At 41.4% G+C, this 20,560-nt stretch carries 23 protein-coding genes, 2 pseudogenes and 1 CRISPR repeat array; of the genes and pseudogenes, 14 read left to right on the plus strand and 11 right to left on the minus strand.

The features are described from left to right. Genes cas7c through cas2 form a run of 4 tightly spaced genes read left to right on the plus strand, consistent with a single transcriptional unit; the run spans position 1 to position 2,843 of the window. Positions 1-858, plus strand: coding sequence for a type I-C CRISPR-associated protein Cas7/Csd2 (cas7c, locus tag G5B12_RS10970; protein WP_174088249.1), 858 nt, complete (start codon positions 1-3; stop codon positions 856-858). After that, positions 821-1,516, plus strand: a complete 696-nt coding sequence (gene cas4 / locus G5B12_RS10975; RefSeq protein ID WP_174088251.1) for a CRISPR-associated protein Cas4 — start codon at positions 821-823, stop codon at positions 1,514-1,516. Before cas7c ends, cas4 begins: the two co-directional genes overlap by 38 nt. Next, positions 1,513-2,544, plus strand: coding sequence for a type I-C CRISPR-associated endonuclease Cas1c (gene cas1c / locus G5B12_RS10980; RefSeq protein ID WP_174088253.1), 1,032 nt, complete (start codon positions 1,513-1,515; stop codon positions 2,542-2,544). Before cas4 ends, cas1c begins: the two co-directional genes overlap by 4 nt. An 8-nt stretch (positions 2,545-2,552) precedes the next feature. Next, positions 2,553-2,843, plus strand: a complete 291-nt coding sequence (gene cas2, locus G5B12_RS10985) for a CRISPR-associated endonuclease Cas2 (protein WP_174088255.1) — start codon at positions 2,553-2,555, stop codon at positions 2,841-2,843. Between the two features lie 169 nt (positions 2,844-3,012). After that, positions 3,013-5,161: direct repeats of the CRISPR family, unit length 32 nt; unit sequence GTCAGCCTCCTTGTGAGGCTGTGAGTTGAAAT. Positions 5,162-5,266: 105 nt separating this feature from the next. Here cas2 and G5B12_RS10990 read toward each other — a convergent pair. The 7 genes and pseudogenes from G5B12_RS10990 to G5B12_RS11020 form a co-directional block, all read right to left on the minus strand. After that, positions 5,267-5,557, minus strand: a pseudogene (locus G5B12_RS10990) (IS66 family transposase); the annotation flags it as partial. Between the two features lie 518 nt (positions 5,558-6,075). Next, on the minus strand, positions 6,076-7,440 hold the full coding sequence (locus tag G5B12_RS10995) for a sensor histidine kinase (RefSeq protein WP_174088257.1): 1,365 nt from the start codon (positions 7,438-7,440) through the stop codon (positions 6,076-6,078). Continuing rightward, positions 7,431-8,093 (minus strand): response regulator transcription factor, encoded by a 663-nt coding sequence (locus tag G5B12_RS11000; RefSeq protein ID WP_055056575.1) that lies wholly within the window; start codon positions 8,091-8,093, stop codon positions 7,431-7,433. The genes G5B12_RS10995 and G5B12_RS11000 overlap by 10 nt, the downstream gene beginning before the upstream one ends. Before the next feature lie 38 nt (positions 8,094-8,131). After that, complete coding sequence (locus G5B12_RS11005) at positions 8,132-8,509, minus strand: NisI/SpaI family lantibiotic immunity lipoprotein (RefSeq protein ID WP_025580194.1); 378 nt, start codon at positions 8,507-8,509, stop codon at positions 8,132-8,134. Continuing rightward, entirely contained in the window at positions 8,502-9,245 is a 744-nt protein-coding gene (locus G5B12_RS11010; protein ID WP_174088259.1) for a lantibiotic immunity ABC transporter MutG family permease subunit, read from the minus strand. Before G5B12_RS11010 ends, G5B12_RS11005 begins: the two co-directional genes overlap by 8 nt. 2 nt (positions 9,246-9,247) lie before the next feature. Further along, positions 9,248-9,994 carry a lantibiotic immunity ABC transporter MutE/EpiE family permease subunit gene (locus tag G5B12_RS11015; protein ID WP_174088261.1) on the minus strand — a complete coding sequence of 249 codons (747 nt, stop codon included), beginning with the start codon at positions 9,992-9,994 and terminating at the stop codon, positions 9,248-9,250. Further along, positions 9,995-10,699: a lantibiotic protection ABC transporter ATP-binding protein gene (locus G5B12_RS11020; protein WP_174088285.1), complete on the minus strand. Its 705-nt coding sequence runs from the start codon at positions 10,697-10,699 to the stop codon at positions 9,995-9,997. Positions 10,700-11,030: 331 nt separating this feature from the next. On the opposite strand from G5B12_RS11020, the gene G5B12_RS11025 reads away from it, so the two are divergent. Next, positions 11,031-11,267: a helix-turn-helix domain-containing protein gene (locus G5B12_RS11025; protein ID WP_118170843.1), complete on the plus strand. Its 237-nt coding sequence runs from the start codon at positions 11,031-11,033 to the stop codon at positions 11,265-11,267. A gap of 147 nt (positions 11,268-11,414) precedes the next feature. Here G5B12_RS11025 and G5B12_RS11030 read toward each other — a convergent pair whose 3' ends face one another. From G5B12_RS11030 to G5B12_RS11045, 4 genes and pseudogenes are all read right to left on the minus strand, one after another. Next, complete coding sequence (locus G5B12_RS11030) at positions 11,415-11,573, minus strand: transposon-transfer assisting family protein (RefSeq protein WP_174088263.1); 159 nt, start codon at positions 11,571-11,573, stop codon at positions 11,415-11,417. A gap of 3 nt (positions 11,574-11,576) precedes the next feature. Then, positions 11,577-12,287 (minus strand): hypothetical protein, encoded by a 711-nt coding sequence (locus G5B12_RS11035; protein WP_442859963.1) that lies wholly within the window; start codon positions 12,285-12,287, stop codon positions 11,577-11,579. Next, positions 12,271-12,366, minus strand: a pseudogene (locus G5B12_RS18330) (relaxase/mobilization nuclease domain-containing protein); the annotation flags it as partial. The gene G5B12_RS11035 and the pseudogene G5B12_RS18330, both read right to left, overlap by 17 nt. After that, on the minus strand, positions 12,333-12,656 hold the full coding sequence (locus tag G5B12_RS11045) for a MobC family plasmid mobilization relaxosome protein (RefSeq protein ID WP_055180592.1): 324 nt from the start codon (positions 12,654-12,656) through the stop codon (positions 12,333-12,335). The pseudogene G5B12_RS18330 and the gene G5B12_RS11045, both read right to left, overlap by 34 nt. Before the next feature lie 297 nt (positions 12,657-12,953). On the opposite strand from G5B12_RS11045, the gene G5B12_RS11050 reads away from it, so the two are divergent. The 9 genes from G5B12_RS11050 (at position 12,954) to G5B12_RS11090 (ending at position 20,541) form a co-directional block, all read left to right on the plus strand. Continuing rightward, positions 12,954-13,403: a hypothetical protein gene (locus tag G5B12_RS11050; RefSeq protein ID WP_118071897.1), complete on the plus strand. Its 450-nt coding sequence runs from the start codon at positions 12,954-12,956 to the stop codon at positions 13,401-13,403. Further along, positions 13,378-13,776, plus strand: a complete 399-nt coding sequence (locus G5B12_RS11055) for a DUF6061 family protein (protein WP_243004444.1) — start codon at positions 13,378-13,380, stop codon at positions 13,774-13,776. Before G5B12_RS11050 ends, G5B12_RS11055 begins: the two co-directional genes overlap by 26 nt. Positions 13,777-13,839: 63 nt before the next feature. Then, positions 13,840-14,790, plus strand: a complete 951-nt coding sequence (locus G5B12_RS11060) for a hypothetical protein (RefSeq protein ID WP_118071898.1) — start codon at positions 13,840-13,842, stop codon at positions 14,788-14,790. 250 nt (positions 14,791-15,040) lie between these two features. Next, a complete protein-coding gene (locus tag G5B12_RS11065; RefSeq protein ID WP_174088264.1) occupies positions 15,041-15,931 on the plus strand; it encodes a macro domain-containing protein in 891 nt (296 codons plus the stop codon). Positions 15,932-15,944: 13 nt separating this feature from the next. After that, positions 15,945-16,499 (plus strand): TIR domain-containing protein, encoded by a 555-nt coding sequence (locus tag G5B12_RS11070; protein WP_118752367.1) that lies wholly within the window; start codon positions 15,945-15,947, stop codon positions 16,497-16,499. A 382-nt stretch (positions 16,500-16,881) separates the two neighbouring features. After that, a complete protein-coding gene (locus G5B12_RS11075) occupies positions 16,882-17,367 on the plus strand; it encodes a glycoside hydrolase family 113 (protein ID WP_244096086.1) in 486 nt (161 codons plus the stop codon). 243 nt (positions 17,368-17,610) lie between these two features. Beyond that, positions 17,611-18,384 (plus strand): NifB/NifX family molybdenum-iron cluster-binding protein, encoded by a 774-nt coding sequence (locus tag G5B12_RS11080; RefSeq protein ID WP_174088266.1) that lies wholly within the window; start codon positions 17,611-17,613, stop codon positions 18,382-18,384. A 208-nt stretch (positions 18,385-18,592) separates the two neighbouring features. Next, positions 18,593-19,303 carry a sulfite exporter TauE/SafE family protein gene (locus G5B12_RS11085; RefSeq protein ID WP_021652660.1) on the plus strand — a complete coding sequence of 237 codons (711 nt, stop codon included), beginning with the start codon at positions 18,593-18,595 and terminating at the stop codon, positions 19,301-19,303. A 44-nt stretch (positions 19,304-19,347) separates the two neighbouring features. Further along, the gene (locus G5B12_RS11090) at positions 19,348-20,541 is read left to right on the plus strand and encodes a PucR family transcriptional regulator (RefSeq protein ID WP_174088268.1); all 1,194 of its coding nucleotides are present in this window, start codon (positions 19,348-19,350) and stop codon (positions 20,539-20,541) included. Positions 20,542-20,560: the final 19 nt, after the last annotated feature.

The raw sequence follows: 20,560 nt of genomic DNA on the forward strand, positions 1-20,560 counted from the left end.
ATGAGTGAATTAAAAGGAAAAATTGATTTTGCTTTATTTGTAAGTGCTGATAATGCGAATCCAAATGGAGATCCATTAAATGGAAACCGTCCAAGAATCAACATGGATGGACATGGTGAAATATCGGACGTGTGTATCAAAAGAAAGATAAGAAATAGACTTCAGGATCTTGGACAGAAGATTTTTGTACAGTCAGATGATCGTACAGATGACCCTTATACCAGTCTGAAAGACCGTGCAGATGGATGTGAGGAACTGAAAGCCCAGATGGGAAATAAGAAAAATGCGAATCGAGACGCATGTGCGGCGATTGCTTGCAGAGAGTGGTTGGATGTCAGAGCTTTTGGTCAGGTCTTTGCATTTAAAGGAATTCCTGTATCATTTGGCGTAAGAGGACCTGTTTCCATTCATCAGGCGATCAGTCTTTCGCCAATCGATATCATCAGCATGCAGATTACTAAAAGTGTAAACAGTGAATCTGGAAAAGAGAGTAAGGCTTCGGACACCATGGGCACGAAACACCGAGTGGGATTTGCGGTATATAAAGTAATGGGAAGTGTAAACGTTCAACTTGCTGAAAAAACAGGATTTAGTCAGGAAGACGCAGAATTACTGAAAGAAGCATTAAAAACATTATTTGAAAATGATGCTTCTTCTGCAAGGCCAGAGGGAAGTATGGAAGTCTGCAAAATGTACTGGTGGCAGCATGATGAAAAAACTCCTGCTGTTTCCAGTGGGAAAATTCAGAGAGGTTTTGAGATTAAACCTAAGAAGGAGCATCCGAGAGAATTTACAGATTACGAAATTTCGTGGCATGTAGATGGATGCAAAGAGCCGGAGGAATTTGATTTTGTATAAGGAAGAAGATTTTCTTCAGTTATCTGGAATCCAGCATTTTGAATTTTGCCGAAGACAGTGGGCATTGGCTTACATAGAGTTACAGTGGCAGGAAAATGTCAGAACAGTCGAAGGAAAAATTCTTCATGAAAACGCGCATGATGCAAGTATGAAAGAAAAAAGAGGGGATCTTTTGACCGTACGTGCAATGCCGATTCACTCCCGGGAAATGGGAGTGAGCGGCGAATGTGATGTAGTAGAATTTCATAAAGTAAAAGATGGAATTCATCTGGCCGGGAAGGAAGGGGTTTATAAGGCAGTTCCAATAGAATACAAAAGAGGACGGCCGAAAACAGATGATTCGGATATTCTTCAGGTGGCGGCACAGGCAATGTGTCTGGAAGAAATGTTATGTTGTACTATATCCTATGGATATATCTTTTACGGAGAGACAAGGCATCGCATGAAAGTAGAATTCACAGATGAAGTGAGGGAAAAGGTTCGTAAGATATTTACAGAAATGCATAAATATTATGAACAGCGATATACACCGAAAGTAAAGACAAGCAAAAAGTGTAATGCCTGTTCTTTGAAAGATATTTGTATTCCTGTTCTGAATAAAAAGAAGTCTGTTTCCGGGTATATTGACAGGATAATTGCGGAAGAGGAAAAAGAATGAAAAGGCTTTTGAATACGTTGTATGTAACAACTGGAAATAAGTATTTGTCCCTGGATGGAGAAAATGTAGTTGTTTTGGAAGAACAGAAAGAGATTGGTAGAATTCCTCTGCATAATCTTCAGGCAATCATTACATTTGGTTATACGGGGGCCAGTCCAGCACTTATGGGAGCGTGTGCACAGAGAAATATAGATCTTTCTTTTATGTCTGGAAATGGAAGGTTTCTGGCCAGAGTTACCGGTGAGGTAAAGGGAAATGTGACATTGAGAAAACAGCAGTACCGAATCAGCGATAACAAAGAAGAAAGTATACATATAGCAAGAAATTTTATTCTTGGAAAAGTGTATAATTCCAGATGGGTTTTAGAAAGAGCTATAAGAGATTATACGTTGCGTCTTGATGTAGAAACTATAAAAAAGAAATCTTTGTTTCTTGTACAGAGCATGGGGAAAATAAGAGGATGCGAAAGTGCGGATGAATTATTAGGGTTAGAAGGAGAAGCTGCTTCTGTTTATTTTTCTGTGTTTGATGAACTAATCCTGCAACAGAAAGAAGAATTTTATTTTCATGGAAGAAATAAGAGGCCGCCTTTGGATAACGTTAATGCGATGTTGTCGTTTGGATATTCTTTGTTGGCAGGAATGTGTGGGGCTGCTCTGGAAGCAGTGGGTCTTGATCCATATGTTGGATTTTTTCATACAGACAGACCTGGACGTATGTCGTTGGCACTGGATTTGATGGAAGAATTCAGAAGTGTTATGGTAGATCGGTTTGTTTTGACACTGATCAATAAAAGAATTATGAAGGAAAAATATTTCATAAAAAAAGAAAATGAAGCGGTTATTATGACGGATGAAGGACGAAAAGCTTTTTTATCAGCCTGGCAGTCTAAAAAACAGGAGACTATTAAACATCCATTTCTGGATGAGAAGATAGAATGGGGAATGGCTCCGTATGTTCAGAGTATGCTGTTGGCGAGATACCTAAGAGGAGATTTGGATGAATATCCGCCATTTTTCTGGAAGTAGGTGAGATAATGCTGGTTTTGATAACATATGATGTGAATACACAAACGGCGGCAGGAAGAAAACGTCTGCGTAAAGTTGCAAAAGAGTGTACTAATTATGGACAGCGAGTACAAAATTCTGTATTTGAGTGCCAGATGGACGCAACAAAATGCAGACAGGTGAAGAATATCCTGGAGAATATCATAGATAAAGAAGTGGATAGCTTAAGATTCTATTATCTGGGTGAAAAGTACAAAAATAAAGTAGAACATATTGGTGCAAAACCTGGCTTTGATGTTACAGATACCTTAATATTATAGTGCGAAAGGTAAGTTCACAGAAATACTCCAGAACATTCGCACCAGGAAATACATATAGTTTACAAGAAAAATAATTTAAAATATGATGATTTGAATAAAAAATAAGACTAATATGTATAATAAGTAGAAAAATCAGTTTTGGATAAATATGTTTTTGTCTGAAATTGCTGTCAGCCTCCTTGTGAGGCTGTGAGTTGAAATGTAATAACCAAGTCTGAAGTAAACGGCTGCATCTGTCAGCCTCCTTGTGAGGCTGTGAGTTGAAATATGGCTGCACCTTCCTCTCTAATCTGGTTCAGATGTCAGCCTCCTTGTGAGGCTGTGAGTTGAAATGGGTACAGTAGAATCCCACGTCCACCAGCTTTTCTGTCAGCCTCCTTGTGAGGCTGTGAGTTGAAATATTTGTTATCTGATTATTGTCTGGTTCTGCGTCTGTCAGCCTCCTTGTGAGGCTGTGAGTTGAAATGATATCAAAGGGTACTTCTGTTTCCTTGATATTAGTCAGCCTCCTTGTGAGGCTGTGAGTTGAAATATTCTTGGAATGTCATTGGCACTGAATAGCAATTGTCAGCCTCCTTGTGAGGCTGTGAGTTGAAATGACAGACTGGTGGACGGACTGCCGGAAAATGAACGTCAGCCTCCTTGTGAGGCTGTGAGTTGAAATGTTTTGAGATTATCGTCTTTGAGACGCCCATCTACGTCAGCCTCCTTGTGAGGCTGTGAGTTGAAATGATTGAAGCCGAACCTTGTGATCGGGAGCATAGGAGTCAGCCTCCTTGTGAGGCTGTGAGTTGAAATCCTGCTGTCTGTGCGTCAAAATATCGTCTCTCTGTCAGCCTCCTTGTGAGGCTGTGAGTTGAAATATGTGATGATTCCGGATGGGTCTGGAGCCGTGATCGTCAGCCTCCTTGTGAGGCTGTGAGTTGAAATATAAAATGTGCTATCGTGTCACTAACGAGGAACTCGTCAGCCTCCTTGTGAGGCTGTGAGTTGAAATAGCGTGTTTGTAAGGTTGTGCAGCAAGTATCATGTGTCAGCCTCCTTGTGAGGCTGTGAGTTGAAATATGCATGATCGTATCATCAGTACGTCCAGATTCTGTCAGCCTCCTTGTGAGGCTGTGAGTTGAAATGGTACCATATACCGCCTCTATGACTTCTGTTTCTGTCAGCCTCCTTGTGAGGCTGTGAGTTGAAATATATGATGATGAAGATGAGGAGGATGAGCCATGGGTCAGCCTCCTTGTGAGGCTGTGAGTTGAAATTATATGGACGATATCCTGATCCTGGGACCACGAAAGTCAGCCTCCTTGTGAGGCTGTGAGTTGAAATATGCTTAGACCATCATATCATGGGGCCGGAGGCAGGTCAGCCTCCTTGTGAGGCTGTGAGTTGAAATGATGCAAAAGTGTACAAAAACCTAAAACTGGTGTCAGCCTCCTTGTGAGGCTGTGAGTTGAAATTTCCGTGACGAAAAATGCACTGTATGGAGACACTGTCAGCCTCCTTGTGAGGCTGTGAGTTGAAATAGAAATCATGGAGGACTGCACAATAGCGTGTCAGTCGTCAGCCTCCTTGTGAGGCTGTGAGTTGAAATAGTCCCAGAATTGCTTTGATGTATATGTAGATCAGTCAGCCTCCTTGTGAGGCTGTGAGTTGAAATATGTACATGTGATAATTTCCCTGTCTGCTGATTGTCAGCCTCCTTGTGAGGCTGTGAGTTGAAATTTCGGGAATGAGCTGGAAGAATTGATGAAAATTGTCAGCCTCCTTGTGAGGCTGTGAGTTGAAATACTCCAGCCAATTGCACAATCACACGCATTTGTGGTCAGCCTCCTTGTGAGGCTGTGAGTTGAAATACCCTTTCACACAAGATTCTCTGATTCTCCTCAGTCAGCCTCCTTGTGAGGCTGTGAGTTGAAATACACATACAGTGATCTTCGGATAGAGCAAAAATGGTCAGCCTCCTTGTGAGGCTGTGAGTTGAAATATATCGCTTGGATTCTCACCAACACGGATAATGCGTCAGCCTCCTTGTGAGGCTGTGAGTTGAAATAGCTAATCATGATGTTTTTCAGCTCCTTGTTACTCGTCAGCCTCCTTGTGAGGCTGTGAGTTGAAATCATCTCCACCACATAACTCTTTTCCCGGGTCACCAGTCAGCCTCCTTGTGAGGCTGTGAGTTGAAATACCATATTGGTCTGGATGGAACGATAACGTCCTTGTCAGCCTCCTTGTGAGGCTGTGAGTTGAAATAAGGAACAGAAAGCGGCCAACCAGCCAGATGTGGTCAGCCTCCTTGTGAGGCTGTGAGTTGAAATGCCGAGTTCCTCGAATTTGATTGTTTCATTGTAACCGCCAAATAATCCTGCGGTCAGGTATAAAATCACTCCAACCTTTTGAGCGTTGGAGTAATTTACTACAAGTTACTTGTGATCTTTGATAGATTGGAGTTTTTTACTCCAGGGAGCCAGTTCTGAGAGCTGTTCATCTGTCATTTCTTCAGATGGACGCTGTTCAAGCAGATATTTAAGGTATCCGTAAATATTCAGATCATGCGCCCTGGCCATCTCGACCATCGTATAAACAACGGCGCTGGCATTGGCTCCATTGACAGAATCGCTGAACAGCCAGTTTTTTCTTCTTACCGCAAACGGGCGGATCGCATTTTCACTCAGATTGTTTGTAAAGCTGCAGCGTCCGTCTTCCAGATCCTGTCCGTTGTCAGGGGCCTATGCTGGCCCTGGTCTGCTGACCGCCTCCTTTTCCATCTGATTTTTTGCCGGAAATGACAATCCGCGAAAATCGACAAAAATCGCCCGGCAGGTCGTAAACCTACCGGGCGACGATTTGAAGCGTTTTGTTGTTTTCTTACATGGTATAGTTCATACTCATAGCCGGAATATTCCCATGGCGGGGCAAGGCTTTTTTTAAGCGGTAGAAGTGGATTAGATTATAATGATAGTAAAACAGCATGGCGGCGTCCTCCCGTGGGCCGCCATGCCTTTAACTGCTGGGAATGACAGAAAGAAAGCAGCGGCCTTGATTTCTCAAAACCGCCACCAGTGAATATAAATTAAGCGTGAAAATGGGTCTGCCCAGCAGCGTTTTTTTTTTTTTCTGCCGCTGGGCAGATGTTTTTTCTTTAGATACATGATAAGAGGAATTTTTGAAGATTCCATAAAGATTTGAAAAATGGACGGACATAAAAGACGTCCATTACACTATCGGAAAATCAGCAAGGAAGTTTCATAGTAACCTTTGCGCCGCCGGTTTCTTTTGAATTTTCTAAAATAAGCTGACCATTATGTTGTTCCATAATCGAATTTGTAATATATAGACCCATACCAAAGTGTAACTTTGAATTGCGGCTTTGATCGCCCATATAGAACCGTTCCTGTGCGTGGCATAATGCCTCTTTAGAAAACCCCGTTCCCTCGTCTGTGACTGAAATTTCCACGAAACCGTTGTTACTCTGAACATCCACATAAAGCGTTCCGCCTTGCGGGGAGTAGTCCAGCCCATTACTGATAACATTCATAATAGCACGTTCTATCAGCACCCTATCAAATTTCAGCATTTGAGGGAGTGAAACAGTATTCATTTGCAGCCGGATTTCTTTTGTCCGGCATAGTGATTCCATATAACCGAACAAGTGCTGCATGAACGCTGGCAAGTCTATACTTTCAATATGGAGCTGATAACCAACCGCCGCCCGTGATATATCAATCAGGGTTTGAATATATGACTGCATCTGGCCGGAGCTTTCCACGACGTAACCAGCGTATAATCGTTGCTCATCATCAAGATTTGTTTCTGTGAGTAAATCAGCATTTCCTTGAATAACCGTCAGAGGCGTTTTCAAATCATGGGCAAGCGCGGCGATTTGCTCTTTCTGTGTCTGTTCGGTTTTCCATTGCCGTTCTAACGAAATTTTCAGATTATCTTTCATATCTGAAAAAGATGCAAGGACATCTTCAAACTCTTTGATTTTGGCGTGTCCTACTTCAAAATCAAGGTTTTGCTTTGAAACCTCCGCAGTTGCTTCAAAAAGCGGGGCCAGTTGTGTACGCAGGTTCTTAGCAAATCTGGCGGTCAGTATGATAATGACCAGCAGCGAATTTACAGCCATCAGGATAAACGCAAGCGTGTCAGGAGATGGAAAATATTCCGGTAGCCATGACACTGTAAATTGAGAACCAATATAATACCTTAAAACGCAAAATTCGTTTTCCCGGACAACAAGTGCAAACTGCCTCCCCGTAGCATATTCAATATATTCTCCCTTTGCGTACAGCAGGGCAATTTCTTTTTCATCATCGTCCATATTGCTGTAAAGCTCATTAAAGTTCTTGTCCAGAATTAAGTAGCCGCATCCCTGTGGAATCACAACCTTTGTAATATCCGGGGCAATCGTCAGCGTTGGAATGATCTCTTTTACCTGCAATTCACTTAGATTTGCTCTTGTAGCTAATCCAGCATTTACAGCAAGTCCCTCCAAACCAGAAGGGACAATAATTGCCGCTACCAGCATGACAATGAGGGAGATAGCAAACTGGCGAAACAATATTTTCAATGTAGGTTTCTTTTTCACTCCCATTTATATCCTATCCCCCATACGGTGCTGATCGGACTTATTTTGAAATGCTCCAATTTCGCACGAATATTTTTTATATGCGTTGAGATCGTAGAGTTATCGCCTATTCCATCAAACCCGAAAACGGCTTCATAGATTTGTTCTTTTGTAAAAACCTGTCCCCGGTTTTTCGCAAGGTATTCACAGATTGAATACTCGCTTTTGGTAAGGGGAACCGGCTGTTCTGAAACATACAGTACCTTTGCGGAAAGGTCAAATCTTATATCAGGCTCAAATGAAAGTGTGCTGTGATGCTCCCTTTTTTCTCTGCGTAAATGTGCCGCGACACGGGCGCGAAGCTCCTGAATACGAAAAGGTTTCGTAATATAATCATCCGCACCGATGCCCAATCCAAACAATATATCTTCCTCTAATGTCTTTGCGGTCAGAAAGAGAATCGGGCAGTCTACCATATTCCTGATCTGTTTGCAAAACTCAAACCCGTCTGTGCCAGGCATCATCACATCCAAAAGAATGAGGTCATAGAAATGCAGCTTTTTGATGTCTACATCATCCGCATTTTGACAGACTGTTATCAAATATCCATCTTTCCCCAAACTGTTCTTAATCAATTCCAAGATAGAAACTTCATCGTCAACTACAAGTAAGTGGGTCAAAAAATCACCTCCCGCCCCATTATACTACATTGTCGAGGTTACTCATCATTATTTTTAATGTCAGCTTTCCGATATTCATTGTTGATATTTACAGCTACGGCATTGCTTATATCCACATCCACAATACTGTAAACGTAGCCGAAACTGAAATCTTCCCCCGCCACATTTTTGAAGCGTTTCGATACCTGCCCGATTTCTTCTTGCAGTTCTGACATTTCAAGACATTCATCCGTTATGGTATATGTCAGGCCGTTATATGAAATTTCATCATAGTTTGCGGCGTTCAGCTCATAATACGGCAGAGATTCATTTAACGCCTTATTTTTATCGGCGGTATCGCGGAGCGCACCGCAGGCCGATAAGCATATAAGACTTACAAGCACAATTACCACGGCAAACAGGCACTTTTTATTCACTGTTTTTACCTCCCTCCCAACCATGAAACCAAACCAAACTGGCAATCAGCAGACAAACAGTGCAGCATACAGAAATAATCATACCGCTGAAAAAATCGGTTTTTACCTGTGCATACAGTTGGGGGCTATCCCATGCAAGCACAGTGTAATCCATAGTACGAACGCCCCAGGCCCAGGGAATATATTTCCATGTAGCGTCACCAAGCCCTGTTATCATAAGGGCAGCTATTAAACTCCCTGCAATTCCCAATCCCATAGATGCACCTTTTCCGAAGCTCATTCCCACAAACAAATGAATCAGGTAAATGGGAAGCATGGTAATCAACAATAGAATCCCTGCTTTCAGGTAAAGGCTTGCCGGAGCATCCCTATATAGTGCAGCGAATGTTCCTAACGCTAAAAATGTTGCGCCAAAAGCACAGATCATCAGAAAACCAAGTTTACCAATATACGTTGCCATGCGAGATGGGATTGTTCCCAACAAAAGCTGATAATGCCCGGCCTGATTTTCGATCTGAACAACCAGGCCCACAATAATGCCGATCAGAAACGGGAACGCAACGGCCAGCACTTCCAGATAGGCACTGATTTTGGTTGCCAGTTCCCATCTGGATATATGATAGTAACCCGCAAAAATCGCCGCACATATAATCGGAATCATGCTGTGCATATAGAGCAAAATGCTATGTTTACACTTCTGATATTCTGCTTTCCAGCAGCGAACCACAGATACCATAGTTACCCCACCTCCTTTTTCTCAAACCATCTTGCAGTTAAAAATGACAGCGCCGCAAACCAGGCCAGCGAAATGACCAATACAAGTATAATCATCCAAAATGCCATTGCCGTACTCTGATCTGCAACCGGCTCACCATTAGGCAAAATACCTAACACGGAAATCATAAGATGCGGCACCCAGCTATACGGGCAGATCATCCACAAAGAGGTTGTAGCCGTGAAAATCCCTAAAACGCTTCCAAGTCCGGCATTAAGAATAACCGTGACAAAGATACCAACTTTTTTTGATAACCATAAGCACAGCGGAACTTCCCATAGGCTTGCAATGACAATACAAGCTGTTCCGGCCGCAGTCTGCCAAATTCCGATTGTCAGGGGAATTTCGTTGATAACTAATATTGCAAAACCGCCCAACAGATTTAGCGCCAGGAAAATGAAATTCCCCACACAGGAGTAAATACCGGCCACTCCAATTTTTGCTTTCCAGACTTTGTTCTGCGAAACAGGCAATGAAGCAACGGCACGATATTTTAGTTTGCCATTATCCCGCTGTTCAATCAAGGCACAGGTGAGCGTAAGGAATCCAGGATAAAGCAGGATATACCACCAATTATAAGAATTGAGCTGGAACCAAAGAGGGGCAAAAAAGTTCATAAGCGCAGTTACAAACGGGGCCAGAACGATCAGCGTTTTTGTGAAAGTTCTCTTATGCTTTAGGTTCTCTGCCTGAATATATGCCATCTCCATTTAATATCCCTCCTTACCATTTCTGCGAATAACATCCATAAAGAGTTGTTCCAAATCTTCACCGGCGCGAAGCTCTCCCTCATATCCAAGGACGCCGCCAGCAATGATACCCACATGATCTGCAATCTGCTGGACTTCTGACAGAATATGGCTGGACAAAATAACTGTAATCCCTTTGCAGGGAAAAGAGCGAATTAACTCTCGAAGTTCCTCAATCCCTAAAGGGTCAAGGCCGTTAGTCGGTTCATCCAGAATCAAAAGCTGGGGACTGTTCAGCAATGCAATAGCAATACCAAGCCGCTGCTTCATACCAAGAGAAAACTGCCCGGCCCGTTTCTTGCCGGTATTCGTGAGCTGGACAATTTGCAATACCTCGTTAATTCGTGCATCGTCCAGGCCGAGCAATGTAGTTCTGACTTTGAGATTTTCGTATGCAGTCAGATTTTCGTAAAGCGGGGGCATCTCAATCAAAGCACCGATATGCTCCAGATCATTCCGCTTCCACGGGTGGCCGTCAAACTCGATGCTTCCCGATGTGGGGCGCAAAATGCCGGTGAGCATTTTTAAGATCGTGGATTTGCCAGCCCCATTCGGCCCCAGCAGACCATAAACCGAGTTGTGCCGGATGTTCAGTGACACATTGTTTACCGCCATTTGCCCCTTGAAATTTTTGCAGAGGTCAGTCGTTTTCAAAATCATATCCATATAATCAAGTCCTTTCTTTGATTTTACGGATAGCATACCGGGCAATTTTGAAGATTTCATAAAGATTCCCGAAAACAGAATATGAACAATACACCGTAACCGTGGAGCATATCGCAACAAAGCACCAACCTACGCATTTAGGGCCTTAAAAAGCCCTATATTTCAAGGTTTTTCCCGCATAGTCGGCGGGGTATGTGAGTGTTTTATCCTATCCCCGCCATAGTGCCGCTCTAAATGCGTAGAATTTACCAGCAGAAAATCGCCGGTTTCTCTGGCTCCATACTCCCAGATATGGTATCATGGAAAAAATCAATCTGACGGGGGTATCAGGATGGACGGACAAGAAAAGCTGCTGGACTATGAAACAATCAAAGCCGCCGTTGCCGGTGAGAAGTGGGCCACAGAAAAGGTGCTGGCCCACTATGCGGACTACATCGACGAGCTTTCCACGGTGGAGATCAGGCAGCCGGGCGGCAAAGTGAAAAAAGTCATTGACGAGGATATGCGGCAGCACATTTCCTTAAAGCTGCTGGAAGCGTTGCCGAGCTTCCAGCTGGAACAAGAATAACGACCAAGAGGGCTGCACCCTCTTACGCCGCTTTGCGGCTATCACCTGCACACCCCCGAAACAGATACACCCGCTGCGCGTCTGTACCTGTTTCGGGGGCTAATAATGACTGTAACCTACGCCTTTCGGGGCTGATAACCGCCAGTTTCAAGGCTTCTCCCGCACGTTTGCAGAGGTGGGCGAATACTTTATCCTATCCCCGTCAATACCCGGCATGGCTGCGGTGATCTTGCCTATCGTCCTGCGTCGGTCTGCGTTGTGGTACATACAGATCAAATTTTCTTCTTCCACGGTAAAGTGCATCATTCCTCATACCTCCAATTCATTTTTCTTGGTTCTGGCCGCCGCCTTTTTCGGGCTGGTGGCCTGTTTGCTGTCGGCAAGCTGCTTGCGGATAGATGGCCGGGGCTTGCGAATACTCACATCACGGCGCTCATCTTTGTTAATCATGGCATATACCCCGTGTCGGTCTTTTATGCTGGTAAAGCACAGGGACTTATAGGGCAGCATGGCAAAGAGCCGGTCATTGTCCTTGGTGGAAGCCAGTGCGTCAAAGTGCGGTGAGATCTCCACCATAAAATGTGTCTTGTTGGGGCTGTTGGGCGCGGACACATCTTTCAGCTTATCCACGATGCGCCGGGCCTCGGTTTCAATCCGGCTGTCATGCAAAGCCGTAACGTGGGCTTTGAAGTCGCCGGGGACGGCCCGCCCCCGGCTGTGCTGCTCCTGCCGTAAAGCCTCCTGCAGCACAGCCGGGTCATGGGGCTGGGCCTCATACCGCAGGAAATTTCCCAACACCCGGTCAGGGCTTCCGTCAAAATACTGGCCATCCGGGATGTCACGGGTTCCATGCTCATAAAAGAGCCGGTTCACGCTCACCGGCTGGGAGGCTTCAACGACGTGCCGGAAATGCTGCTGATAGTCCAGCTCATAGAGATTACCCCGGATGGTGCCGCCCTGTGTGCCGGTCAACTCCACCGCATGGCGAAATTCTAATATAGTGTAACAACAGTTTTTCATCAGTCTTATCAGGATTCGTAATATAGTCCAGAGCTTTCTTGTCTGTTACTTTAATGGGGAAGATCTTAAGATACGCCATAATTCTTTCACCATCTCTTTCAATTCTTGCATTTCTTCCGGATACAGATCTCCGGTGCTGTTTACTTTCTTGGCAATCTGATTAATATTCACACCGATCTTATGCATTTCCTCGTATTGTTTCTTTAATGGAGTAGTGTCTGTATTGACAATATAACCGTCGATTGCCATTTTACGAAGGTAAGCTCCCATATTTTTTGTTTTTGATTCAATCATCTTTCTGCGAATCAGCTTCTTTTCTTCCGGGGAAACACAAAACAAAATTTGTATATTTCTTTTTCTCTTTGCCATAGGCAGATTCTCCTTTCATTGGTTCTTCGAAGTAGTGACTTCTGAGTTTTTAATTTAGGGCAGGGTTCCCTAAATTGTTGGTTTTTCGGAAGTGTATATACACTTCCTGTCCTTGCTATTTACCGGTGGCACAGCCGCCGGAAGAGAGTCCTTAAAAAAGATTCCTCTATAAATAAGGTACTGAGAGAAGAAAAGAGGTCAAACCGATGTCACGGAAAAACCATAAGATGATAGATGGGAGACTACTGCAAACGAATAAGAAGTATTCCCAGTTAAAGATAAAGCAGAAAGAAAAGATTGCGGAAGTATGCGATTGATAAGGTTTCAAAACCGGAACGTTGTGCCAGTCGAAAAGCTGGCGGAACCGGATATCGCTATACCTGTCAGGTGGGCGGGAAAATCTGTCATCTGACTTATGAAGAAAATTATAAATGGTTTATGCCATTTGTGAATAAGCTTGAAACACTGATAAAGAATCTGACAATCCAGTGTGTAAGGCTAAAAGAGGAAGTCCTGCAATTGCGAAAAGAAAAGAAGAGATTGTCAGAGGATGTGGAGTTTTACAAGGGCAAGATTAAGGATATGAGTGATAGGACAGAGCTGTTGCAGGAAAAGGCTGATGATCTGGAGCGTGTGAAGAGATATGCCGGTGCAGAGCAGATTGATACGATTATTCGTAAGGTAAAGGAACAGGAGCGTACAGAGCAGCAGATAAGGCGGTATGACAGGTCTTATGGGACAAGATAATGGGAAGGATGGATTTGATGAGATGAAAGATAATCGAATGGATAATATCGTGGAATATGCTTATAACATGGATAACGGCTATGTTGAGGTGTGGTTTACAGATGGAAATATGTTACGGATAAAGTGCGAAGAAGTGGAGGCTGCTCTGAGGACAACAGAGCAGTCTCTGGCGAAGCTGCATAGGTTGTTGGATAACAAGCCGATAGAGTATGTGGCAATGGCTTTGTCCGGGGAAATGCAGGCATATTGTGATATTGAGGATGATATGGTTAAGGGAATGTTTGGGACGATTGTGCAGGGGTATCTGAAGAATGGGTATAACAGGGTTACAGCGGAGATGATGGCTAGGGAGTTTTTTAGGTATGAGAGTTGAAATATATTTACTAGTAAAACAGGAAGTGTTTTGTTATTATTTATTTGAAATGGAGGGCTGATTATGATGAAAGCATTAAATGAAAAAATAAATAATTTATATCAAAGCCAAAATAAGAATATGGGCGGAAAAGGTTTGTTATGGATGGCCTTGATTTTTGCTGTTTTAAGCTGTTATTTCTTTATACCTAATATTTTTTCTGAGGGAGTGATTGATAGAGTTATTTTTAGATATTTAATAATTGCATTTGCTTTTTTGGCTACATTGTCGTTCACTTCATATTTTTACATATATAGTAAAAAGAAAACATCAAAACGATTCACTAGCATTGTAATAGTCTTGTATAAACTTTTTTTGACGATATGTGTCGTTATTTGTATTCCTATAATAATTTTTTTGAAAATAACCGAAATAATATTAAGTTACAGAGCTAAAAAGTTAGATAATTTGGAAAACTGGCTTATTATTTTAGTTATTGATTTGTTTGTTATTATGGCTTTGTGTTATATTGATATTTTGAGTGTGCAAAGAGTAACGGAATCTATAATTTATTTTGTAAAAAATCAATACAACTATAATATTATTAAATATCCGTTGGAATTATTTTTGATATTATGCCTATTTAAATTAGAGATGGATGTTACTAATATGATCATACTAAAAGTTATGAATCATTTTGGGATTTCTAAAATAAAAAGGAAAGTAGGCGAAAGACAGAAAAACAAGACCTATGACTATTTGATTAAAGATGATATTTCCAAGTATATAGATGAAAAGAATAATGATATAAAGCAATATGAAGAAAAACAAAAGGATAGTTTAAGATATGATTTGGAATATCAAAAGAAAACCATTTGGAAATTTCAATTGGTATGTTTAATTATATTATTTTTTATTGCAACATTTATTCCAGATTGGTTATTCATGGGGCATCAGGGAGATGCAATTAATGTTATAACTATTTTTACATTAATTATGTTGTATATTGATAAGAGAAAAGAGTGGAGATATTAATACAGGAGATAGCAGACTTATTATTGAAATTGAAACGTAAAGTTTATAAAATTTTTTTGATGAAAAACGATTTAATTATGATATAATTTGAAATATAGATTCGCCAATGGTGTGCTTGGGAAATCGGAAATTTCTACACAAAGCATAAAGAAGAAAAATATTACACAAGTTTTTATGATAAAACAGAACCTCGAAACGATATCTTAGATACATTTAGGCCAATGAGAGAAGTAGTTCTAGGAGAGATACGATGAAAATATTATTTCGTACAATGAGATATAACTGGCGTTACATATTTTCTAAAAGTAACAAAATCGCAGTAGCCCTATTTTCTGTTTGGGGGTTTGTTACATTAGTTACACCTACAGATATTATGTTAAATTGTATTGATAATATAGTTCTGCGAATAATTGTAGCCGTGCTTATTTTGATGGTAATCTATTTTGCTATAGTAATAGGGATCACGATTTATACGAAGCAAAGAAAACAAGTGAAAATTTTTGATCTTCACTCAAATCATTCGTTGTTTGTGGAATATGGGGATTTATTTAATAGCGGAGATCCAAATGAAGAGAAGAACATTGCTTTTGCTGGGAATCGATGTTTCGACACGATTGTGGATGATGATTTAATAGGGTCAAAAAAAATTCACGGTATGGCACTTAAACGAATATATGAGCAAGGCAATAGGGATTCAGATACAGTCTCGAATGAGATACAAAACAATTTGTCATTGCATGGATATAAGTATACAGATCTCAAACAAAAAGAAAAACGAAGTGGAAACTTGCGTCGATATGATGTCGGATCGGTTGCTGAAATAAATGGTCTCAACAATGAACAGTATTTTATCTTGGGGCTAACATATTTTGACAATGAATTAAGAGCCCATGTCGAAAAGATAGACTATATAAAAGCTATAGCTTCTTTAGTAAAGTATATTTCAGAACGCTCTCAAGGGTTTTCTACATATATGCCTGTAATTGGGACGGGAGGGGCTGATGCAGGCAGTGTAAATGACTTAGTTGTCTATATTGTTAAAACAATTGAGCTTTTTAAGGATGAAATAGATTGCGATATACATATTGTTGTAAGTGATAAAGAAGAAAAATTAGGTTTGATGAACCTGAAAATGTTATAGGGAGGAACCACACGTGAACAGAACAGGTACATATGTTGCCTTTGACGGGCAGGGATCGACAGATCCTACAGAAAGCGATATTCATTATTTTAACTTGCTGAAGGCATGGAATAAATCTGGAAGTATAGATTTTAGGTTTACTAATTCACATGAAAAAACTTATCAGGTACGTGATAGCTCATCAAAAGCAACGCTTTTTAACAGATTAGAAACTAGATTATCAGCGAGTAAGAATTTTCTTCTGATTATATCGGATAAGACAAATTATGACAGAGGAATTCTTAATTGGGAAATTGAAAAGGCCGTTGATTATTATGAGTTGCCAATCATAATAGCATATCCAGGGTATTCTAAGATTGGCGCACCTTCAGAATTGAATAGCATGTGGACAAAATCTTTGGCGGAACGAATAAAAAATGAAAGGGCACATTGTATACATATACCGTTTAAAAAAGAACCGATATTTGACGCGATTAATCAGTTTTCTGTTGTTAATTCAAAGTATCCTAAGGGAGGCGCTTTGGGGTGTTACTCAGAGGAAGCGTATAAAAGCTGGGGTATTGTTTAGCAACGTGAAAACGAGCTTCGTCTTATATGCTATTCTGGGTACAATTTGGGTACAGCAGCTTTGTAACCACATTAATAAGATACAAAACCGTATCAAAATGATGCGGTTTTGAAACACAATAACAATAAAGTAACATGAAAAATGAAAGATTCAGCATTCTGGTATAAACACGTGATAGAGACAAATGGAGTCGAATTATAAAAAGAAGAGACCGGATATGAAGATCCATCTTTTTGCAATCTGATGTGGAAAATCTGGAGAAGAATCATTGGGTCTGGCAGAAGTATTGAAGCTTCATGAGGTTTCAGTAAAAGAATTCCAGACGCTTGTGGCAACAGGGGAAGTGAAGCATGTTGCAGGCCTTGCAGCGTGGGCACGCTAGATGAGCAGAGAAGATGAAAAAATAATGGAATATCATGGACTGGTATCTTATAACCCGGACAAATATCAGGAAGATCATGTATCCTGGTGGGACTGTGTCGACGTGATCTCTTCCAGCGGATATTATCCGATTGATCAATGGGAGCAGGAACTGGATCGTATCGAAAAAACTGTCTTAAAATATAGGAAACCATTTTTCTTTGCCGAAGCGGGATGTATGTCACGAAAAGGCTCCGGGATGATTCCGAATAACTGGGAATTGCAGGGAGAACTTCGCCTGGAAGAACAGTGTGAATGGTATCGTGCAATGTTTGAGGCCTGTAAGAAACGACCATGGCTTCGTGGCTTTGCTTTATGGGAATGGGCACCAAAGCTGCCTTCTGCGTCCGAGGCATGGAAGGACGACAGTTATGAAATATGTGAGAAACCGGTGCAGGTGATAATAAAGAGATTCTATGAGCATGAGGCAGGAACCTCATTAATGTAATATTTGTAAAGGAAAAAGAACCGTCTGTTTTGATGGGATTAATTTCTGTTATGACAGACTGTTTTTTCTATTCCATTATCAATAGTTGATTTGCGGAAAAACATCGAAATATATGTGTCGTGAGGAGAAGTTTATGCTGTATATAATACTATTAGTTGAGCTATATGGGCATATGTCAAAAATATTATTGACATATGCCTTTTATAGAACTATTATATAAGAAAAGCAAGAAAGGAGCAGTTTATGCCGAGACCAGTAAAATGCAGAAAAGTTTGCCATTTCCCCAATGTTTTAGAATTCTTTCCGGCAGATGATACTGAGAAAAAAACACCTATTATTCTGACGGTAGATGAGTATGAAACCATCCGTCTTTTGGACAAGAAAGGTTATAGTCAGGAGCAGTGCGCAGCATCTATGCAAGTCGCAAGAACAACCGTTCAACGAATTTATGAGATTGCCAGGAAGAAAATAGCAGATGCACTCATTGATGGATATCCGCTTAAAATTGAAGGTGGAGATTTCAAAATCTGTGATGGTCAGAGCAGTAACTGTGGGCTTGGAGGATGTTACAAGCAGGAGCTTCATCAAAAATATGCAGCGGAAAAAGGAGAAGGTATCATGAGAATAGCAGTAACGTATGAAAATGGACAGATTTTCCAGCACTTTGGACACACAGAGACATTTAAGATTTACGATGTAGAGGAAGGAAAAGTAGTACATTCAGAAGTAGTAGATACGAATGGAAGCGGACATGGTGCATTGGCAGGAGTTCTTAAAGCATTGAATGCAGATGTTTTGATCTGTGGCGGAATCGGAGGCGGTGCACAGACAGCGTTAGCGGCAGCCGGCATTAAGCTTTTCGGAGGAGTTTCCGGAGATGCGGATGAAGCAGTAGAAGCTTTTATCAATGAAACACTGGAGTATAATCCGGATGTGAAATGTTCTCATCATGAGCACAGCCACGGGGAAGGACATACATGTGGCGAGCATGGATGTGGAAGCCATAGCTGTCATTAAGAAAAATAGCAAAAAATAATAATACAAAAGAATGTGTCAAGGTAATGGAGAAAGGCAACTGTTGACTTTTGCCTTTTAGCGTGTTAAAATCGAGAATGTAGAAAAACAAAGACGTTTTGCAGTCATTATTGCAAAGCGTCTTTTTATTTTATCAGCAGTGATAAAGAGTGTGCGGTAAACAGATAATACAGAAAAGGAAGAATGCTCTATGAAAGAATTGTTATTTTTGCTTGTATTGTTTGTTTCTAATGTTATTCAGGCTATCACAGGGTTTGCCGGTACGGTATTGGCGATGCCGCCTTCCGTTTATTTGCTTGGGCTGGATCATGCAAAGGTGGTTCTGAATGTTATGGCCTGGCTGTCCGGACTGATGATCGCAGTGACCGGATATCGACATATAAACTGGAAAGAATTGCTTAAGATGTCTGCGGTCATGTTGGTTGGAATGTTTGCAGGGATACAGATCTGCCGGATCGTGAAATCTGAAAATATTCTTCTGACAATATATGGAATCATAATCGTCGTAGTTGCATTAAAGAATCTGTGCATCCATACAGAGAAAAAACTTCCGGATCTCATTTTGTGGATAGTTCTGATCCTGGCAGGGATAATTCATGGTATGTTTGTATCAGGAGGGGCGTTACTTGTGATCTATGCAACACAGGTACTGAAAGAAAAAGAAGAATTTCGTGCGACAGTGGCCCCTGTATGGGTGGTGCTGAATTTTTTTCTGATGGTTACCCAGTTCAGGAGCGGCCTGGTTGGAACGGCAGATATTCGACTGATCTGTATCAGTATCCTGCCATTACTTATAGCTACATGGTTAGGTAAAAAGCTGGTATGTAAAGTATCTCAGAAGGTATTTCTGAATCTGACTTATATACTGCTTCTGATATCTGGAGTATCTTTGATCGTCTGATGCAGTTGATCACAGGAAGCTGCGGTGGAGAAAGGTGTATAAATATGGCAGTAACATTGCGTGAAATCATAAAACAGGTACAGCATCTGGAGATGAAGCTGGTAGCAGGTGAGACAGGACTGGATCATGAAGTGTCATGGACGCATATGGTAGACAGCGACACGATTTCTGCATTTCTGCAGGGACAGGAGCTTACTTTTACAACTGGATTAGGATTGAATGAAAATCTGACTCTTCTTCGTCTGGTAAAGGAAGTATGGCGAAACAAAGCCAGTGGGATCGTGATCAATACAGGGCCTTATATCAGTGAAATCGGACAGGATATTATTGATTTTGCAAATGAAAAGGGATTCCCGGTATTTGAAGTACCGTGGAGGGTTCGAATGGCTGAAATCATGCGGATCATATGTTTTGCAATAACAAAAGAGCAGCAGAACGCAATTGAGGTTGCGACGGCACTGAACAATGCCTTTTTATGTCCGGCCCAGGAAGAACTGTATGTTTCGGCACTGATGAGAAAAGGGTATTTTACAGACAGTGCATATACGGTTGTGAATGTGTGTGTTCTGGAAGACAATGATCGTGTAACAGGAACAAGGCTAGAGCAGATTTTATCTAAATTGAGTAGTCATATCCGTTGTAATTATAATGGGATTTTGTGTTGTGCCCAGGATAAGCAGATCCTTCTGGTTTTGTGTGATTATTCTGATGAAGCATGCAGAAAAACTACAGAGAGGATTTTTCAGATACTATGCAGGATGGTATGTCAGAAGGAACAGATTTTTGTAAGTGTAAGTAAGCAGATTTCCGGGATCAGGCAGATTTATAAGAGCTATCAGTTTGCGGAAAAAATGTCTGATCTATTATGTGTCTGTCAGGTTCCGGGCGAGCAAAGCACAGATGGCGGAAAGATTATTTTTTACAAAGATCTTGGGATTTACAGGGTACTGCTCACGCTTACAGATAAGGAAGCAATAAAAGAATATCTGGCAGATACAGTAGCTCCATTGTATGAATATGATGAGATGAACCACTCAGATCTGGTCAGAGTACTTCAGTGCTACCTGGCTAACGACTGTAGTGTCAAAAGTGCGTCACAGGAATTGATCGTACATCGAAATACAATTAATTATAAGCTTGGAAAGGCCGCTGAGATACTTGGAAAAAATCTTTCTGATTTTGATGTGCGTTTTCAGCTGAGGCTGGGTTTCCTGTTATATCAGATGAATGAAATGTAAAAGGAAAATGCGGCAGCAG

The sequence above is a fragment of the Blautia sp. MSK.20.85 genome, assembly GCF_013317245.1.
GTDB lineage: Bacteria > Bacillota > Clostridia > Lachnospirales > Lachnospiraceae > Blautia_A.

Bases quoted from the DNA above. Each gene is read 5' to 3' on its own strand.
- cas7c (WP_174088249.1), top strand. From the start codon at position 1: ATGAGTGAATTAAAAGGAAAAATTGATTTTGCTTTATTTGTAAGTGCT.
- cas4 (WP_174088251.1), top strand. From the start codon at position 821: ATGGATGCAAAGAGCCGGAGGAATTTGATTTTGTATAAGGAAGAAGAT.
- cas1c (WP_174088253.1), top strand. From the start codon at position 1,513: ATGAAAAGGCTTTTGAATACGTTGTATGTAACAACTGGAAATAAGTAT.
- cas2 (WP_174088255.1), top strand. From the start codon at position 2,553: ATGCTGGTTTTGATAACATATGATGTGAATACACAAACGGCGGCAGGA.
- G5B12_RS10995 (WP_174088257.1), bottom strand. From the start codon at position 7,440: ATGGGAGTGAAAAAGAAACCTACATTGAAAATATTGTTTCGCCAGTTT.
- G5B12_RS11010 (WP_174088259.1), bottom strand. From the start codon at position 9,245: ATGGTATCTGTGGTTCGCTGCTGGAAAGCAGAATATCAGAAGTGTAAA.
- G5B12_RS11015 (WP_174088261.1), bottom strand. From the start codon at position 9,994: ATGGAGATGGCATATATTCAGGCAGAGAACCTAAAGCATAAGAGAACT.
- G5B12_RS11020 (WP_174088285.1), bottom strand. From the start codon at position 10,699: ATGGATATGATTTTGAAAACGACTGACCTCTGCAAAAATTTCAAGGGG.
- G5B12_RS11025 (WP_118170843.1), top strand. From the start codon at position 11,031: ATGGACGGACAAGAAAAGCTGCTGGACTATGAAACAATCAAAGCCGCC.
- G5B12_RS11030 (WP_174088263.1), bottom strand. From the start codon at position 11,573: ATGATGCACTTTACCGTGGAAGAAGAAAATTTGATCTGTATGTACCAC.
- G5B12_RS11035 (WP_442859963.1), bottom strand. From the start codon at position 12,287: ATGAAAAACTGTTGTTACACTATATTAGAATTTCGCCATGCGGTGGAG.
- G5B12_RS11045 (WP_055180592.1), bottom strand. From the start codon at position 12,656: ATGGCAAAGAGAAAAAGAAATATACAAATTTTGTTTTGTGTTTCCCCG.
- G5B12_RS11055 (WP_243004444.1), top strand. From the start codon at position 13,378: ATGACAGGTCTTATGGGACAAGATAATGGGAAGGATGGATTTGATGAG.
- G5B12_RS11060 (WP_118071898.1), top strand. From the start codon at position 13,840: ATGATGAAAGCATTAAATGAAAAAATAAATAATTTATATCAAAGCCAA.
- G5B12_RS11065 (WP_174088264.1), top strand. From the start codon at position 15,041: ATGAAAATATTATTTCGTACAATGAGATATAACTGGCGTTACATATTT.
- G5B12_RS11075 (WP_244096086.1), top strand. From the start codon at position 16,882: ATGAGCAGAGAAGATGAAAAAATAATGGAATATCATGGACTGGTATCT.
- G5B12_RS11080 (WP_174088266.1), top strand. From the start codon at position 17,611: ATGCCGAGACCAGTAAAATGCAGAAAAGTTTGCCATTTCCCCAATGTT.
- G5B12_RS11085 (WP_021652660.1), top strand. From the start codon at position 18,593: ATGAAAGAATTGTTATTTTTGCTTGTATTGTTTGTTTCTAATGTTATT.
- G5B12_RS11090 (WP_174088268.1), top strand. From the start codon at position 19,348: ATGGCAGTAACATTGCGTGAAATCATAAAACAGGTACAGCATCTGGAG.